Source organism: Fodinibius sp. Rm-B-1B1-1 (assembly GCF_038594945.1).
GTDB lineage: Bacteria > Bacteroidota > Rhodothermia > Balneolales > Balneolaceae > Fodinibius > Fodinibius alkaliphilus.
The window spans coordinates 555,921-573,380 of record NZ_JBCFYD010000001.1 but is presented as its reverse complement, the minus strand read 5'-3'; the positions used below and the strand labels follow the sequence as shown (position 1 = coordinate 573,380).

The window sequence follows — 17,460 nt, the reverse complement described above, 5'->3', positions numbered from 1 at the left end:
AGATAAATAAATGATCGTGTAAATTTATGGCTGATTTAAGCCCAACAGATAAACAGTATTTTGAAGAGCTTTTTGGGATGGGAACAGGTTACATTCTTAGAAATGTAGATGCCAATATAACAAATGCTAAATTTCGATCTATTGTCAAAGATACTACTGACTTAGATATAATGACACAGAAGTACGAAAAGTATGGAACATCAAAAGCAAAAAGATTAAGAGCTTTCTGGGAAAAAGAATCTGATGAAAAAGTTGGTAATTTGTTAAATGAGTTGCTCGATATTTATGCTTTTAAAGTTAGTATGAATGGAGATGACCCCTCTGAGAATTCTATTTATACAAATTGCAAGGGGATTGCAGCTGGGTTATTAAATGAAGAGCAGAAAATTGATGAAGATAGAGAGTTCTTGAAAAAAGATTTTGGTAGTATCTCCTTTGATGGTCTAGGTCTTGAACAGCCTATTAAGGAAATTGTAGAAGCTCGTTTTGAAGAAGCTCAAAGGTGTTTAGGTTCAGGAGCGTCTTTGGCAACAATTTTTCTTTGTGGTAGTATTTTAGAAGGGGTTTTATTGGGTGTCGCAGAAAATAACCCGAAAGAATTTAATCAATGTGATGCAAGTCCAAAAGACGATGATGGGAATGTAAAGCAATTTTTTGATTGGTCATTAGCACAGTTCATAGATGTTGCTTATAGGTTAGACTATCTAAATCTCGATGTGCAAAAGTTTAGTCATGGTTTAAGAGATTTCAGGAATTATATTCATCCTTATCAGCAGAAAAAATCTGGTTTTGCTCCAGACAAAGAAACAGCAAAAATATGTTTACAAGTGTTGAGAGCTGCAATAGTTTCAATAAGTGAGTCAAATGGTAATTCTCCTGCAGCTGAGGTAGAATTTGCAGATTAAAATTTGAAATTAATCATGTCGAAATACTCCGAAGATCACGCAGTAGAACAGCCGGCCATTGATCTTTTTGACGAACTGGGATGGGAGACGATTAACGCCTACGAAGAGGTATTGGCGACTGAAAATGATGATGGTACATTAGGACGAGAAACTCGTGATCAGGTTGTATTACAACCACGACTTCGAGATAAGCTGGAGGAGTTCAATCCCGAGGTACCACAGGAACACATAGAAGAGGCCGTCCGCCGGTTGTCCCGGGACCGCTCTTCCATGCATAAGGTCCGTGCCAACAAGCAGATATACGAGCTGATGCGCAACGGAGTGGACCTGGAGTATCGCGATGAAGACGGCTCGCTTATCCGCAAAACACTAAAAGTGATCGATTGGCAGAAGCCCGAAAACAACGATCACCTGTTGGTATCCCAGCTATGGGTGCATGGGGATTATGGCAACAAGCGTCCCGATTTGGTGGCCTTTGTCAACGGCCTGCCGGTGATCTTGTTTGAACTCAAAAGGGGCGGCCGCAGTGTCAAGGACGCCTACCAGTATAATATCAGCGATTACAAAGATACGATTCCGCAGCTATTCTGGTACAACCAAGTGATTATTCTCTCCAACGGTGCCGACACCAAGGTGGGGACGATTACCTCACCGTGGGAGTTTTACGGGGAGTGGAAGAAGATCAGCGATGAAGATGAGCTGGGGCTGGTGAGCTTGCAAACGGCCATCTATGGTATCTGTGAGAAAGAACGGCTGTCGGATCTGATGGAGCATTTTATTCTCTTTGAAAGTGCCAAGTCCAACCCTAAGAAACTATTTGCCCGTAACCACCAGTATTTAGGCGTGAACAATGCCATTGAGGCGGTTAAACATATCGGGGAAAATGAAGGTAAGCTTGGTGTCTTTTGGCATACGCAGGGCAGTGGCAAGAGCTTTTCGATGGTATTTCTGACGCGCAAGATCATGCGCGAGCTGGTCGGGGACTGGAAGTTTGTCATTATTACGGACCGCACGGATCTCGATGATCAGATCTATTCCAACTTTGCTTCCGTAGGCGCCGTAACTGAGCCCGAAGATGAAATCCGGGCCGACAGCAAAGAAGAGCTTAAGCAGTTGCTCAGCGAAAATCATCGCTACGTGTTTACGCTTATTCACAAGTTTCACGACCGGGATAACGAAGAGTTTCCGGTGCTCAGCACCGACGATGATATTATTGTGATCACCGACGAGGCCCATCGTACCCAGTACGATAAATTGGCCATGAATATGCGCAAGGCGCTACCAAATGCGGCCTTCCTCGGCTTTACCGGAACGCCCCTGATCAAAGGTCAGGATGAAAAAACCCGGGAAGTGTTTGGCGACTACGTCAGTGTCTATGATTTTCAGCAGTCTATTGAGGATGGGGCCACAGTGCCGCTCTATTATGAGAATCGCATTCCCGAACTGCAGCTGACCAATGAAAATATAAATGAAGAGCTTGAAGAGCTGCTCGATGAGGCCATGCTTAACGAAGCGCAGGAAGAGAAGCTGGAGCGGGAGTTCCGCCAGGAGTACCACCTGATTACTCGGCAGGATCGCCTTGAAGCTATAGCAGAAGATATGGTCCAGCACTTCCTGGATCGCGGCTACATGGGTAAGGGCATGATGATCTGTATCGACCGCTTTACGACCGTGCGCATGTATGATCTGGTGCAGGAGGAGTGGGAGAAGGAACAGCGGCGCGTGAAGAAAGAGCTGGAGTCTGCTAATACAGACATGGAACGGGATAGGCTGTTGGAGCGGCTCAACTATATGAAAGAAACCGACATGGCCGTGGTGATATCCAAGTCCCAGAATGAGATTAAGGAGTTTGAAGAGGAAGGACTGGATATTCGTCCCCATCGCAAGCGGAAGGAGAAAGAGAATTTAGAAGAACAATTTAAAGATCCCGATGACGAGCTACGGCTGGTGTTTGTCTGCGCCATGTGGATTACCGGCTTTGATGCCCCGAGCCTGTCTACATTATATCTCGACAAGCCCATGAAGAACCACACGCTCATGCAGACCATCGCGCGGGCCAACCGGGTGTATGGAGATAAAAACAACGGACTGATTGTGGACTATGTGGGCGTCTTTCGCAACTTGCAAAAAGCGTTGGCCACCTATGCGACAGGACACGAGCCGGAAGATCCTGATGCTACCAATCCCGTCAAGGATAAAGAAGAGCTGGTGAATCAGCTACGGGAAGCCGTGGCCGAAGCCCGGGCGTTTTGTGAGCAGCAGGACGTGGATCTGGATAAAATCATTGAGGCCGAAGGGTTGGATATTTCAAAGTACCAGAAAGAATTTGCTCGGGCTATTGTTGAGTACGAGGAGTTAGGGGATGCGGTCGATGATGCCGTGGAAGAAGTGCTTATCAATGAGGAAAAAAAGAAAGAATTTGTTACCCATGCCAATGTGGTGAATAAACTGTATAAAGCGATCCTGCCCGATCCTAATGCCCAGGAGTTTCTGCCGGTTCGCTCAGCCCTTAAAGCAATTAAAGATCGCATCAAGATACTGGGTCCGGAAGAGAATGATGATATTTCGGATATCCGCAAGCAGATTGAGGGTAAGCTGGACGAGTCTATTGTAAGTGAACCTTACCGGATTGACGGGGATAATGATCTGGTAGATATTGGGCAGATTGATTTTGAGAAGCTTAAAGAGCGCTTTGCCAAGAAGAAACATAAGCGCGTAGCCCTGCAGAAGATGAAGACCAAGATTGAGAACCAGATTCAACAGATGGTCGAGCAGAACCGCACGCGCATGGACTTCAAGGAGCGCTTCGAGGAGATGATCGAGAAATACAATAACTACAGCATCAATTTGGATGTGCAGTTCGAGGAGTTTTTGAAACTGCAGCAGGATTTGAACGAAGAGCGTGAGCGCAGTGCCAAAGAAAACATGACCGAAGAGGAGTTGGCCCTGTATGATTTAATAACGCAGCGCGAAAAAATAGATCTGAAAGAGAGTGAAAGAAAAGAGATTAAAGAAGGGATATCAGAGCTTATCGAGAAGCTGAAACAGGAAAAGTTGGTTATGGACTGGACCAAACAGCAGCAGCGCATCGCTGATGTGAAAGTCACCATTGAAAATGAGCTGGATAACGTATTACCTGACCAATACGACCGTCAGCTCTTCGCTCAGACGTGTAACGAGGTGTTTGATCATGTGTATCAGTCGTATTGACTGCAAGTAATATTATTTGCCAATGGTTAGTTCTGGGGATTATCTTTGTTGTATGCTGGAAATGGAGCAGACGAATTGGATCAGTTATTAACACTTTTTGAAGACAAAAGTGTAAGCTTCCCTAAAAGTTGACCGTTTGAAAGTAAAAGGCTAAATATATGGAGGGAGACGGATTAATTACTGATACCATTCTGATACCAGAGCAAATAAAAGCCGTAAAATAGAGGAGAAATAAGCAAATAAAAAAGCCCGTAACTCTTTGTGAGTCATGGGCTTAGTAGAGAGTACGCCTGAGAGGATTCGAACCCCTAACCTCCTGATCCGTAATCTATGCGATATATTCCTGTGCGTGAAATGGGCTGCGATTTTGGCATTTCATGTAGTACTTTTTGTAGTACCGAAAGGGAATAAGGGGAAACGGTTTCCCGATTGGTGGGTGAATTCTTAGATTTCACAACAGGCGTTAGGTTGCCCCTCCGATTGACTTGCAGAAGGCTTTTTAGCTTTAAAGCTAAATCCCTTATCGGAATACTTATTTTGTATGCGGATGGCATTGCCAATGGCAATAAGGGCTACACCGACATCAGCAAAAATGGCTTCCCACATAGTGGCCATGCCCAAGGTGGCCAGAACCATCACCAGGACTTTAATCCCCAACGCAAACCCGATGTTTTGCCATACGATGCGATGCGTAAAGTTTGCGATCTCAATAGCCAGTGGTATCTTAGATGGCTGGTCGGTTTGAATAACCACATCAGCCGTTTCAACGGTAGCATCCGATCCAATCCCGCCCATGGCTATCCCAATGTCGGCCAGTGTAATGACCGGAGCATCATTAACGCCATCCCCTATGAATCCCACTGTTTTGGATGGGCTTAGTGCTTGCTCGACGTGGCGATATTTTTCATCAGGTAACAGGCTTCCATACGCTCGATCCAGCCCCAATTTTCGGGAAACATGATCAACCACTTCTTGGTTATCCCCGGAAAGCATCACGATTTCGTTGACTCCATGTTTTCGAAGGCTCTCAATAGCCTGCTTGCTATCCTCTTTAATCTGATCCGCAATGCTGATGGTACCAACATGGGTGCCATCCTCGGCCACCTGCACATAGGTATAAGGATCATCAAGGTCGGTAGAAGATATGCTGATACCATGCTGCTCTAATAGATCACTGTTTCCGACGACAACAGTTTTCCCGTTGACTGTTCCCTTTAATCCCTTGCCGGAAATTTCCTGCTGATTTTCTACGGGATGCAGCTGTTTCCCATTGGTACGGTTGAGAATCGCTTTTGCTATCGGATGGGTGGAGCCCTGTTCCAGGGAAGCGGCCAGTGTAAGCAATTCTTCCTGGCTATATCCATTCACGGGATGGATGTCGCGAACCTCAAAGCTGCCTTCGGTCATTGTGCCCGTTTTGTCCATGAACAAGGTTTTCATCTTTCGCAGCTGATCAAGGAAATCCGAACCCTTAAGCAGAATGCCGTTTCGGGAGGCTGCCCCGATACCACCGAAATAACCAAGGGGAATGGAAATAACCAATCCACACGGACAAGAGACGACAAGGAAAATAAGAGCGCGATAGAACCAATCCTGAAACACATAGTTTTCAACTACAAAATACGGGACGAACGTAAGAGCTACTGCCAGCCAAACGACGATGGGGGTATAGATACTGGCAAACCTCGTCATAAAGCGTTGCGTCGGGGCTTTTCGCTTGGAGGCCTCCTGGACCATCGTTAAAATGTTGGATAGCTTGGTATCCTCATAGCCGCTAGTCACTTTAATACGGACCGGTCGGTCCTGGTTGATTGAACCGGCCCATACCTCTTCACCCGATTCCCGACTCATGGGTTTTGACTCACCGGTCAGGGCTGCGGTATTAAAGGAAGCCTTTTCGGTTAGGAGTTCTCCATCCAGTGGTACTTTTTCGCCGGGTTTTACCTGGATTATTTCACCTGTTTCAATCTTGGAGGGGTGAACGCTTTCGGTGGTCCCATTTCGTTCTACCGTAGCCTTATCCGGTTGTTGATCTATCAGGCTCTTAATGGATTGCTTTGCCCGGTTCACCGCTCCATCCTGGGCGTATTCGCCTACCATGTAAAAGAGCATGACGGCCACTCCTTCAGCAAATTCGCCAATAGCAAAAGCACCTACAGTGGCAATGCCCATTAGCAAGAACTCACTGAATATAGTGCCGCCTTTTATCGATTTAAATGCTTTCATCCACACCGGCCCACCCACAACGATGTAGGAAAGCCCATACAATGGCAAGTACACGTAGGGCTGACCAGCAAACGAAAACCCGTGTTCAACAATCAAGGCCGCTGCTAAAAACAGGGCGCTGGTTACGGCTTCTTTATATTTTTTTATAAATGACATGATTACTTAGTTATGATTTTGTTTGAGCCATTCCCATGCACTCCCTGCTTGGTCGATGGGAAAGAATTGCATCTCTTCCTTGGTAATGGGATCGACGAGTTTCGTACCCCACTCTTGCCATTTTTTATCTCCAACTACCGCAATGCGGTCAAAATATCCGATGTATTCGGCATCAAGCTGTAGGTCTTTCCAAAACGCTGCGGTCTCCTGCCATCCCCCAAAATCTTCCAGTATCATGATTAAATGGGGATCATCAGATGCAGTTATAAACTTATTTAAAGCCGGTTTGAGGTCATCGAGGTCTTCTTTCGAAAGTTTACCCGATGCCTTAATGGCAAGAATGTCTTCATCAGTATGAGCATTCACTTCAATCATTAACACTCCGTGTTTTTATTCGACCTTTAATTTCTACTCCCAAAATAAATGCCGATTGCTAAGAGTGCTTGCATCTTTATGTGAATCTTGTGCAAAATTATGCGGAAAATGAGTTTAGGACAGCGTGTTTTAAGGTGTCATGTGATCAGCAGGCCCGTCAGTGGTTGATAGAAAAGTTGATTTCTGCTAACAGCAATGTTGTTCATCTTCTTGAACAGGAGGACAGGGTATCTCTCCAAAAGAGCAAAATACGCAGCAATCGCCCTTTTGGGCTTCAACACTTCGCCACAATCGGGACATTCCCAGAAAAATTGACAGGAAACCGTGGGCATTGTTTCGGTTGTTTTATGTCCACAGTTTGAACAGGTAATGGTTGATTCTAATTGCACCTTGCTCATAGCCGATCAATTGAATTTCGCTTGTTCTCCTTGATCTCTTTAAAATGGGAGGGTGACAACCCGGTTTCTTTTTTGAACTGCCTGGAGAAATGTTGCTGACTGCTATAGTCTAGTTCCAAAGCGATCTGGCCAAGCGTCTTTTCATCATAGACGATGAGCTCTTTGGCACGTTCAATTTTCTGCAGGATAAAGTACCGCTCTATAGACTTGCCTTCGACTCCCGAAAACAGGCGACTAAGGTGCTGGTAGTCTTTGTGAATGTTCTCAGAGAGATAATCGGACAGGTTCTTTTCTAATGGTTCTTCTGATCGGACTTGCCGGATAATGAGCTGTTTGATTTGCTCAACAATACGGCTGTTTTCATCATCGATGATGTCAAAGCCATTATTGCGAATTATAGATACCAGGCGCTCATATTCTTTCTTGGTAACAGCTTTAGATAGGTAAAGTTCACCAAGTTCAATCTTTTGGACCTCGAAGCCGGCGTCGGTGAGTTTTTCCTGCAGCACTTCAGCGCAATGGCTGCACACCATGTTTTTGATATGAAAATGTTTGTGATCCATAACTTAAAAGGTATGATAATTTGAGAAAACTGTCACTGCGGTCAAACAGTGACAGTCTCGGGGATAGTGATGGGACGTTGGTTATCGTATGACATCGTTATCGGTTTCCCCCGTGCGGATGCGTACAGCTTGTTCTACGTTGGATACAAATATCTTTCCGTCTCCGTAGTTTCCGGTGTGCCCCTTTTCAACGATCACCGAAATTATTTCATCAACTCTATTTGTGGGTACAACAGTTTCCAGCTTAATACGCTGGACCAGTTGAGCAGCTTCTTTTTCTTGGGCATGTCCCCAACCGCGCACGTCACTCAGCGTAATGCCGGGGGCATCCTCAAGGTTTTCAAGGGCGTCAATGACATAATCGATCATGTTGGTTCGAATAAAAGCTTTGATCTCTTTCATAATATTTTTGTTTATAAAACCTCCAAGGTCTTGTAAACCTTGGAGGTTTAGGTATTAAAATTTAGAGTTCGGCGTGTGTGACCGGTTCGGCAAACCACTTGTAGATGGTCGGCAGTACGACCAGCGTAAGCAGGGTAGAGGTAAACAATCCACCTACAACCACGGCCGCCAGCGGGCGCTGCACGTTGGAGCCGATATCATTGGCTAGCAGTAGCGGCAACAGGCCCAAACCGGTGGTCAAGGCGGTCATCAGTACGGGACGCAGGCGCAGCAGCGAAGCCCGTACGACTGACTTCTCGGTGGACATGCCTTCCTCTCGCAGCTGATTGATATATGATACAATCACCAGTCCGTTAAGCACCGCAATACCGAAGATCGCGATAAAGCCTACCGCAGCCGGTACCGACAGGTATAGCCCGGAAATCCAGAGGGCAAAGATGCCCCCGATGGTGGCAAACGGAATATTCAGGAAGATAAGTACCGCATAGCGCCAGCTTCCAAAGGTGGAAAACAGCATAAAGAAGATCAGTCCCAGGGTAATGGGCACCACCACCATCAGGCGATTCATGGCCCGCTGTTGGTTTTCAAACTGTCCGCCGTATTCGGTAAAATATCCGGCCGGTAGATCTACTTGCTCTTCGACTTTTTGGCGGATCTCGTTCACGACACTACCCATATCTCGGCCGCGTACGTTCAGTTGCACATAGGTTCGACGACTCGCTTTGTTGCGGGATATTTGCTTGGGCCCGGTAAAGACTTCTACATCTGCAATTTGGGAGAGCGGTACCAGCGAGCCTTTAGCGGTACGAACGGGTAACTCCCGCACTTGTTCAATGCGTTTGCGTTGGTTCTCCTGCAGACGCACGAAGATATCGAAGCGGCGAATGCCTTCGAATACCTGTCCGGCTACCGAACCGCCAATACCGGTTTCCACGGTATTCAGAAAGTCGTCAATGCTGATGCCCAGTCGCGCCAGCTGCTCGCGATCAGGTCGCACGAGGATTTGCGGTTTGCCGCCCTGTTGCTGGGCGCGGACATCCACAGCTCCTTCTACGCTTTTGGCGACCTCGGCAATCTCTTGGGCCTTTTGAGCCAGGGTATCAAGATCATCACCATACAAGCTGGCCACTACCTGGGCGCGGACGCCGCTGAGCAGCTCATCCGTACGAAGCTGGATAGGCTGGGAAAAGTTGGAAGCCACGCCCGGCAGATCTTCCTGCAGTTTTTCAGCCATCGCCGACTGCAGCTCTTCATAGCTGCGTCCTGCTTCCCACTCATCGAGCGGTTTTAGGTTCACCACGTTGAAGACCACGTTCACCGGCTCGGGATCGCCGCCTACTTCGGCACGTCCTACGCGGGAATAGATGCCTTGCACTTCGGGGAAGGTCTGCATCGACTCTTGAATACGCTTCGTGTATTCTTTGGTAGTCGGTAAGTTAGCGCCCGGAGGTAGTACAGAGCGAACCGCAAAGGTTCCTTCCCGTAAGGTCGGCTGAAATTCGGTTCCCAGGAATGGGAACACGGCCATGCTTGCGGCAAACAGCACCAAGGCCCCACCGAAGACCATCTTGGGGAACTGGGTTGCTTTTTCAATCAGCGGGCGGCTGAATCCTTTTACTTTGCGGACCAACCACGGCTCTTTGTCCATCCCTTTGTCCGGAAGGATAAAGCTGGAAATGACCGGGATGTAGGTCAGGGCTAGAAAGATGGCTCCGCCCAGTGCAAAGGTAATGGTATAGGCCAGGGGCTTAAACATTTTACCCTCGACGCCTTCCAGCGAAAAGAGCGGGATGAATACGATAATAATAATGCTGGTCGCAAAGATCACCGGGCGTATCACTTCGCGTGCAGCTTCGCCTACCACCCGCACCAGAGATACATTTTCGGTATCCCGTTCTTCCAGCAGGCGATAGGTATTTTCCACGATCACGGTGGCACTATCCCCGATCATACCAATGCTGATCGCCAAGCCCCCCAGACTCATCAAGTTCGCCGATATGCCCATGAGGTTCATCCCAATGAAGGCAATCAAAAATGCAATGGGAACGGTGGATATAATAATAAGTGTCGAGCGAAGGTCCCCCATAAAAAAGTATAGGATGACTAGCACAAGAATGGCCCCGATGTACAGGGCATTGCTTACCGTACCTACGGCTTTGCTGACGAGCTGTCCCTGCGAGTAAAACGGTTTCATAATCATGCCGTCGGGCAGTGCTTTATTAATGGCATCGATCTTTTGATCCACTTGGGCCAGCAAGTCTTGGGTATTTGTACCAATGAGCTTGAGCACAAAGCCACCCACCGATTCCTCTTGGTCTTTAATGAGGGTCCCCCGTTTAATCTCGGAGCCGAATTCCACCTTGGCGACATCCTTGACGTAAATGGGCGTACCGCCAGAGTTCTTGACAATGATGTTTCGGATATCCTTCAGCCCCTGCTTGTCTGGCTTAATCCAGCCGTAGCCGCGGACGAGATACTCTTCGCCTCCTCGTTCCAAAAAGGAAGCACCCACATTCCGGTTGTTGCTGTTGATGGCTTTTTCCAGGTCTTCTAATGTAAGTCCCCGTGAAATAAGGGCGTTCATATCGGCATTGACCTGGAACTGGCGGACATCCCCACCGAGAGAAAGTACGCCGGTAACGCCGGGTACGGTCCGCAGCTGGGGTTTTACGATCCAGTCCTGGGCCGTGCGAAGCTCCATCAAGGAGTGGTCGGCGGTATCGGTGTTGGTCACTTCGTACATCATGATGGTCCCGAGTCCGGTAGTAATGGGACCCAGTTGGGGTTGTCCCAACCCATCAGGAATAGATTCTTTGGCTTTGGAGAGTCGTTCCATGACCAGCCGCCGAGCAAAATAGATGTCGGTGCCATCCTCGAAGTAAATGTTTACGCGCGAGAGCCCAAAAATGGAGGTACTTTGCACGCGATCTAGCTTGGGCAGCCCGTACATCGAGATTTCAATGGGGTAGCTGATCTGCGTCTCCACATCCACCGGAGAAAGACCGGGGCTGGAGGTAAACACCTGCACCATGGTAGGCGATACGTCCGGGAAGGAGTCAATAGGGACATCCTCAAAAGAGAAGTATCCATAGACGCCAACGGCCGCCACCAGAATGAGGATCGTCAAACGATTCTTTAATACGTTGTCTATTATTTGTTGAAGCATAAGTCTGTCATTTAAGAAATTCTATATTGCAACGAGCTGTTAATGTCCGTGGGATGCGCTTCGTCCCTGAGCGGTAAGAGCGGACTTCAGGTCAAAGGCTCCGGCGATGACGGCTTGCTGGCCGGGTTTCAGGCCCGAAGCAATTTCTACATAGCCCTCATTCTCGCTGCCCAGCATGACCTTGACCGGCTTGTAGCTGCCGTCCTCGTTGCCGGGGACAAACACCACTTGCTCACCCTCAATCGTTTGTACCGCATCAATGGGAATCATCGCAACGTTCCGTTCTTTCCCTGTTGATATGCGAGCGGTACCGAACATTCCGGCTCGTAGCTTTCGGTTCGGATTCTCAACAACCGCGCGAACCGGCATGGTGCGCGTCTGCTTTTCGAGGCTATATGAGACCCAGTCTGTTTTTCCCTCAAACGTCTGTCCGGGGATGCTTCGAACCGAAAGGCTTACATTTTGGCCTTTGTCCAGATACCGGATATCCTGCTCGTAGGCATCAATCATCACCCACATTTTGGAGAGGTTGGTTACGTGGATGGGCGTCTCACTGGGACTAATCGTTTGTCCGGGCGAAATATCCCGCTCCTGGATCACCCCGTCGAGCGGACTCGTCAGGTAAAAGTTAGACAAGGGCTCATCGCTGCCCGCTTGTATATTTTCGATGTCCTTTTTTGACAACCCATAGAGGCGTAGAGCCTCAGCCGCAGAATTCAGTTCGGCTTTGGCTTCCTGGTAATTGGCCTCGGCATCCAGCAACTCGGCTTGTGAAGATATTTCCTGATCATACAGCGACTGCTCACGTTTGTAGCGTGCCTCTTCGGCTTTGAGTCGGGCCCGGAGTCGAATAAATTCGGCTTTGGCTTTCCCCAAGCCCACGCTGCTCATGAGGGCAATCGGTTCATCCTGCTTAACTCGATCTCCCAAGTCTTTTATGACTTTCACTACCTTTGCTTCGATACGGGGACCAACTTTTGCTATTTGATCCAGATCGTATCCAACGCTGGCGGGTCGTGAAATGGTTGAAGAAGCACTTCCTTCGGACAGCGTTTCCACTTTGATGCCGAGGTTACCTTCTTGCTGCTCGGTCAGATGCACTTCACGGGCATGCTTTTGGGTTTCTCCGCTGTGTTGCGATTCCTGTTGATGTTGTTCGTTTTGGGTGTTGGCTTGGGAATCTGAATCAGATCCACAGCCTGCCAAAAGACTACCTAATAGAAGTCCGGCAAGTGTTAATATTGTTAGATTCTTCATGATTGGTAATTCTATATTCGTTCAAAAATTAGTTTGCAGAAATTTCAGAGAGGGGCGTGCCGATGAGGCGTTCGACTTCGGCTACGGCCCGGTTGTATTCGGCCAGGGCCTGGATGTAGCGAGTGCGCGTGGAAAACAGCGTGCGCTGGGCATCCAGTACTTCCAGGTAATCGAACTTACCCTGCCGGTAACCGGTTTGGGCCGCCTCAAAAGCCGTTTTAGCTCCGGGTAATACTTGGTCTTGCAGCTGATTGACCTCATGGGCCGCTGCATCGAGCTTATTGTATGCTGTTCGCAGGTTCTTGTAGGTTTGTGAGACAGCCGCTTCCCTTTGGGTTTCCACGCGACTGAGCTCATACTTCGCCGCTTTGATATTCCCCTGATTGCGATCAAAGAAGGGTAGAGGTATAGATACGCCTACTATGGCGGCGCTGGCACCCAAATCCTCCGCGCGTTTATATCCACCGCTCACGGTGATGTCGGGAATGCCTTTTGCCTGTTCCAGGTTAAGAGCAGATTCGCGCTGCTGTAATTTGGTAGCCCACCGCGCCACATCCGGATTGCGCTGGATATAGGTTTGCACCTTGGCGTATTCGGGAATAGCAGAAGGCATACTCAGCTGACCTTTTAACTGCTTGAATTGTGGTTGCTCGCTTCCCCAGTAGGCAGCCAGTGAGCTACGAGCGGATTCCCATTTACTGCGGGCATTTTCCAGATCGATTTTTGCGCGGGAAAGCTCAACCTGGGCTTTGGTCTGGGCCAGCTTGGAGACTTTTCCGGCCTTCACTTGGGCAGATATGGAGTTGTACAGGTTTTGCGCCACATCAACCAGCTCTTTTTGCTGCTGCCACTGGCGCTGAGCTTCCAGTGCTGAGATGTAGGCTTTGGTCACTCCGGTCAGCACGTCCAGCCGTTGGGCTTCATAATCCCATCCGGCCAACTCTTTTGTGGCTCTTGCCAGTCGTTTGCGCTTAAGTCGGTCAGCGCCCAGCAGGATTTTCTGTCCCAATTTGACGGTTACTTCTCGGCCGTCGTAGCCTTCAAAGGGTCCCGTCCCGCCAAAGTTTTCCATCTCGGCGTTAAGAGTTGGGTTCGGAAGAAGCGAAGCCTGAATGCGTTCGGCTTCTTTGACGCGCACCTGCCAGCCGTAGCTTTGCAGCTGGGGATTTTCGAGCAGGGCTTTGGACAGCGCATCCGAGAAGGTCAGCGTATCTGAAATGGTGACCTTGGTTGTAGTATCCTGCGAGTTTACGTTCATATTTAAGGCGGGAGACGTCTCGTAGGTTTGGTCTCCCAGTGTGCTTTCTGAAGGTGGTTCAATAACGGTTTCTTCTGTGGCACAACCGGCAGCAAGCACAAGCATGCCGAGGGCCAGTAGTGGTTTAAATAATTTCATGTGTTTCCAGCCAATTTTTGTTGTTATAGAGGGGCAAGCAGAACCAGAAGGATATAACTATTCCTTACCTGATTACATTACTTGCAAGTGAAATGGCGATATGGAAGGGCTGGAACTACTTAGTTGTAGAGGATGCGAACAACCGTTTTGAGCGAAGCTGTTATCGTATCCTCAATCAAAGGAGGGCTGTAAGAAACAAGTTGAAAGACCCGTGATTGCGGGAGGTTTTCAACCTTACTGTTCAGAATTCCATCAAGAAATTTGAGTGTGCGTTCTTGATCAAACCGGGTGGTCTGTTGTTCTTTTGAGCAAATCAGAGAAAGGGAGACATCATGGTGACTGTCTTCTACATTATCAAAGGTAGGCTCTTCATGAACGTGCTGATCTTCAGCATGAACGACATCTTCCGAAGGGAAGCTGAAGATGGAACCGACTTCTGATTCGATATTGATTTGCCCATCTTCTTCAAAACAATAGACGAGACTGTCAACAAATCCGTGGATGCTAAGAAAATGCAGTCCAAACAGGAAAAGAAGGGCAAGCGTGATGCTCTTGAGGCTTTTCTTGTATGTGGATTGGATCTGATGCATTTGGAAATCTTTTAAATTAAGCCCAAAGTTAGGGAATAGCTGGGAGGGAAAAAAGCGAAAATGACTAAGAACTTAAAAGACTATTATAGGTTTTTAGTGATTGCAAAATTTTAACATGTTTTTCGAAAACAACAGAAGATAAAATAGGTTAAACCATATACGGAATATCGGAAGCATGAGAAGGATAAGCATAGACCATCTTTTTTAGTGCTGTTGCTTTCAGGTTCTGGTTCATAGCCATTGCAAAGAGGTTAATAATCTCTTCAGCCTTACTCCCTAAAATATGAGCTCCGAGTATGTGACCGGTTTCTTTATTGATGATGGTTTTAAAAGCAGCGGTTGATTCATTGGTCCGCCGGTAGGAATACCATTCATCTGTTTTTTTGAAGTTGACCTCTATGTCATTGCCCGCATCGCGAGCCTGTTGTTCGGTTAACCCGACCATAGCCAGAGGCGGGATGGTAAACACTGCGGTAGGCTGAGCCGGATATTCTGCTTTTCGGTGGTTTCCATCCAGCAGATTCGAAGCAACAACATGAGATTCAAATCCGGCTACCGGGGTTAATGGCAGGCCATTGGAATCAACGGCATCACCGGCAGCATAAACGTTGGGATTGCTAATACTTTGCAGGTACTCATTTACCTTAATTCCTTCTTTAGTTCGTTCTACGTTTCCTTCTTTCAGTTGCATATTATCTATGTCAGGAACGCGACCGGCACCGTGGATGACCAGGTTTCCTGTATAGGTTTGCGCATTACCCTTTTGAGAGGCTTCTACTCTATAAGAATTTCCATCCTTTGTAACGGACTTTACTTCGGTATTCAGATGGACCTTGATATTTAATTCTCCGGTCCTCTCCAACAGTATGTTAACTAAATCTGCATCAAAACCTTCCAGGGGGCGCTCTCCTTGATGCAGAATTTCTACCTGGGCGCCTGCCAGTGCAGCGATAAAGGCAAACTCAAAGGATATATACCCTCCGCCCACAAAAATAAGTTTGTCGGGTAGTTCGTCCAGTTCTAAGAATTGTGTACTGGTGATTAAGTGCTCAAATCCATCGATAGGAAGTGGAGCTGGTTTTGCTCCGGCGGCAATAAGAAAATTATTAGCTTTCAGGGTTTCGCCATTTACCTCAATGGTTTCTTCATCTACAAAAGATGCCCGTCCGTGAATAGGAGTAATGCCTACCCTCTCCATGCCCTTTTCTCGATTTTCCGGTACGGGCTGGGTAAAGGTGCGTTTGAATTCCATCAACTCCTGCCAATCGATGGACGTAGCACCGGAAATACCGTGGCCCTTCATCCTAAGGTTCCAATCAATTAGTTCAGCGGCCCCGACCAGCACTTTTTTGGGGTCGCAGCCCCGACGGGCGCAGGTACCTCCAAAGGGGCGCGAGTCAATTTGTGCAACTTTCCAGCCCGCTGTTGCGCATTTTCCGGCGGCCGTTGAGCCGCCCGATCCGGTGCCAATAACAATGAGGTCAAAGTGTTTAGCCATATCAGCAACAGGATTTATTGGCTTGAATAGGCGGACATGGGGTATCCCCGTATGAACAGAACACGCAGCAGTCGCCATTTTGTGGTTTTAGTACTTCTTCGCAATTCGGACACTCCCAAAAAAACTGGCAGGAATCGGTTGGCATTTCCTCCTCCGATTGATTCCCGCATTCAGGACAGGTGATTGTAGATATTTTAGTAATATTCGACATCGTTTAATTGTTCGGTTCTACATTATTAACGACAGTAAATCCGGTCTCATTAATAGCAGCTGTAATGGCCTCCCGGTTGGTCTTGCTCTGATCGTATTTAACGGTCGCCTTACCGGTATCATACGAAGCGTCAGCTTCTAGAACCCCATCTACACCGCTGGCAGCATTTTCGACAGTCGCCTCGCACCCGGTGCAGGTCATGCCTTTAATGTCCCAGGTGATGGTATGCACCTGGCTTTCCTGTACATAAACCACTTGTTTTTCTTGGCTGGGGAAAAAGGCGTCCGAATAATACGGGAATGCCAGCAGCAGGGCAGCCAGGACGGTTACCACACCCAGAAATCCTTTGGTCTGCCAGAAAGAGTGGTCCTCCTCACAGGTACATTCCGGATCCCATTGGGGCCTGAGCTTTTGATACCAGGCGAATCCCAGCAGCAGGGCGGTCAGACCAATTAAATACGGCCGAAAAGGCTCAACCCATGAAAAGGTCGATGCCACACCGCTAATACCTGCCAGAAATGCCAACACTGGAGTTACGCAGCAGAGGGATGCCACAAACGCGGCAAAAAGGCCGGCGCCCATCCATTTCGTATCAGTGTAATCTTGGTTTTGCTTGTTCATGCGGCTAACACCTCCAGGATATTGTTGTCTTTAATGTGATCAAAATTGGGTGAAAGAATCTCATTAAATAGCGGATTCAGCGAGTAAAAAATGGTTTGTCCGTCGCGCTCGGTTTCCACCAGTCCCCCGTCTTTCAGTTTTCGCAGGTGCTGGGAGATGGCCGGCACGCTCATATCCAGGATATCACTCAGGTCACAGGGACAAAGGTGCTCTTCTTTGCTAAGCAGATAAAGGATCTTAAGGCGCACGTCGTTGGCTGCCAGTTTCAGAATATTAGTTAACCGGTCAATAGATCCTTCTACTTCTTCCAGGGAATCAATACAACGGTTAATCTGGTTTAGGTCGGCGACCTCACGAATACATTCTTGCTTGCTCATAAATACTGGCTGTTGGTTGCGTTTTATTATTACAACATAAGTATTATAATTTACTTATTTAATTAAATACTTAAATAAAAATTTAAACTGTCCATACCTATTACTGAAG

At 47.8% G+C, this 17,460-nt stretch carries 14 protein-coding genes and 1 pseudogene; 2 read left to right on the top strand and 13 right to left on the bottom strand.

From position 1 onward, the window contains the following. The first annotated feature begins 26 nt into the window (after positions 1 to 26). The gene (locus AAFH98_RS02595) at positions 27 to 905 is read left to right on the top strand and encodes a hypothetical protein (RefSeq protein ID WP_342521108.1); all 879 of its coding nucleotides are present in this window, start codon (positions 27 to 29) and stop codon (positions 903 to 905) included. 15 nt (positions 906 to 920) lie between these two features. Then, positions 921 to 4,115 (top strand): type I restriction endonuclease subunit R, encoded by a 3,195-nt coding sequence (locus tag AAFH98_RS02590; RefSeq protein ID WP_342521107.1) that lies wholly within the window; start codon positions 921 to 923, stop codon positions 4,113 to 4,115. A gap of 444 nt (positions 4,116 to 4,559) precedes the next feature. Here the strand turns inward: AAFH98_RS02590 and AAFH98_RS02585 are convergent, their stop codons facing one another. The 13 genes and pseudogenes from AAFH98_RS02585 to AAFH98_RS02530 form a co-directional block, all read right to left on the bottom strand. Next, complete coding sequence (locus tag AAFH98_RS02585; RefSeq protein ID WP_342521106.1) at positions 4,560 to 6,497, bottom strand: heavy metal translocating P-type ATPase; 1,938 nt, start codon at positions 6,495 to 6,497, stop codon at positions 4,560 to 4,562. A gap of 6 nt (positions 6,498 to 6,503) precedes the next feature. Further along, positions 6,504 to 6,872 carry a SpoIIAA family protein gene (locus AAFH98_RS02580; protein WP_342521105.1) on the bottom strand — a complete coding sequence of 123 codons (369 nt, stop codon included), beginning with the start codon at positions 6,870 to 6,872 and terminating at the stop codon, positions 6,504 to 6,506. Positions 6,873 to 7,058: 186 nt separating this feature from the next. Next, positions 7,059 to 7,270, bottom strand: a pseudogene (locus tag AAFH98_RS15045) (GDCCVxC domain-containing (seleno)protein). Beyond that, positions 7,267 to 7,833, bottom strand: a complete 567-nt coding sequence (locus tag AAFH98_RS02575) for a helix-turn-helix domain-containing protein (protein WP_342521104.1) — start codon at positions 7,831 to 7,833, stop codon at positions 7,267 to 7,269. Before AAFH98_RS02575 ends, AAFH98_RS15045 begins: the two are co-directional and overlap by 4 nt. An 81-nt stretch (positions 7,834 to 7,914) precedes the next feature. Continuing rightward, complete coding sequence (locus tag AAFH98_RS02570) at positions 7,915 to 8,235, bottom strand: P-II family nitrogen regulator (RefSeq protein WP_342521103.1); 321 nt, start codon at positions 8,233 to 8,235, stop codon at positions 7,915 to 7,917. A gap of 61 nt (positions 8,236 to 8,296) precedes the next feature. After that, complete coding sequence (locus tag AAFH98_RS02565; RefSeq protein ID WP_342521102.1) at positions 8,297 to 11,401, bottom strand: efflux RND transporter permease subunit; 3,105 nt, start codon at positions 11,399 to 11,401, stop codon at positions 8,297 to 8,299. A 39-nt stretch (positions 11,402 to 11,440) separates the two neighbouring features. Beyond that, a complete protein-coding gene (locus AAFH98_RS02560) occupies positions 11,441 to 12,658 on the bottom strand; it encodes an efflux RND transporter periplasmic adaptor subunit (RefSeq protein ID WP_342521101.1) in 1,218 nt (405 codons plus the stop codon). 28 nt (positions 12,659 to 12,686) lie between these two features. Continuing rightward, a complete protein-coding gene (locus AAFH98_RS02555) occupies positions 12,687 to 14,054 on the bottom strand; it encodes a TolC family protein (RefSeq protein ID WP_342521100.1) in 1,368 nt (455 codons plus the stop codon). A 119-nt stretch (positions 14,055 to 14,173) separates the two neighbouring features. Continuing rightward, positions 14,174 to 14,644, bottom strand: coding sequence for a hypothetical protein (locus AAFH98_RS02550; protein WP_342521099.1), 471 nt, complete (start codon positions 14,642 to 14,644; stop codon positions 14,174 to 14,176). Between the two features lie 148 nt (positions 14,645 to 14,792). Continuing rightward, positions 14,793 to 16,142 carry a dihydrolipoyl dehydrogenase family protein gene (locus tag AAFH98_RS02545; RefSeq protein WP_342521098.1) on the bottom strand — a complete coding sequence of 450 codons (1,350 nt, stop codon included), beginning with the start codon at positions 16,140 to 16,142 and terminating at the stop codon, positions 14,793 to 14,795. A 1-nt stretch (position 16,143) separates the two neighbouring features. After that, a complete protein-coding gene (locus tag AAFH98_RS02540; RefSeq protein ID WP_342521097.1) occupies positions 16,144 to 16,353 on the bottom strand; it encodes a GDCCVxC domain-containing (seleno)protein in 210 nt (69 codons plus the stop codon). A 3-nt stretch (positions 16,354 to 16,356) separates the two neighbouring features. Then, the gene (gene merTP / locus AAFH98_RS02535; protein ID WP_342521096.1) at positions 16,357 to 16,974 is read right to left on the bottom strand and encodes a mercuric transport protein MerTP; all 618 of its coding nucleotides are present in this window, start codon (positions 16,972 to 16,974) and stop codon (positions 16,357 to 16,359) included. Then, positions 16,971 to 17,351, bottom strand: coding sequence for an ArsR/SmtB family transcription factor (locus AAFH98_RS02530; RefSeq protein WP_342521095.1), 381 nt, complete (start codon positions 17,349 to 17,351; stop codon positions 16,971 to 16,973). Before AAFH98_RS02530 ends, merTP begins: the two co-directional genes overlap by 4 nt. Between the last annotated feature and the right edge of the window lie 109 nt (positions 17,352 to 17,460).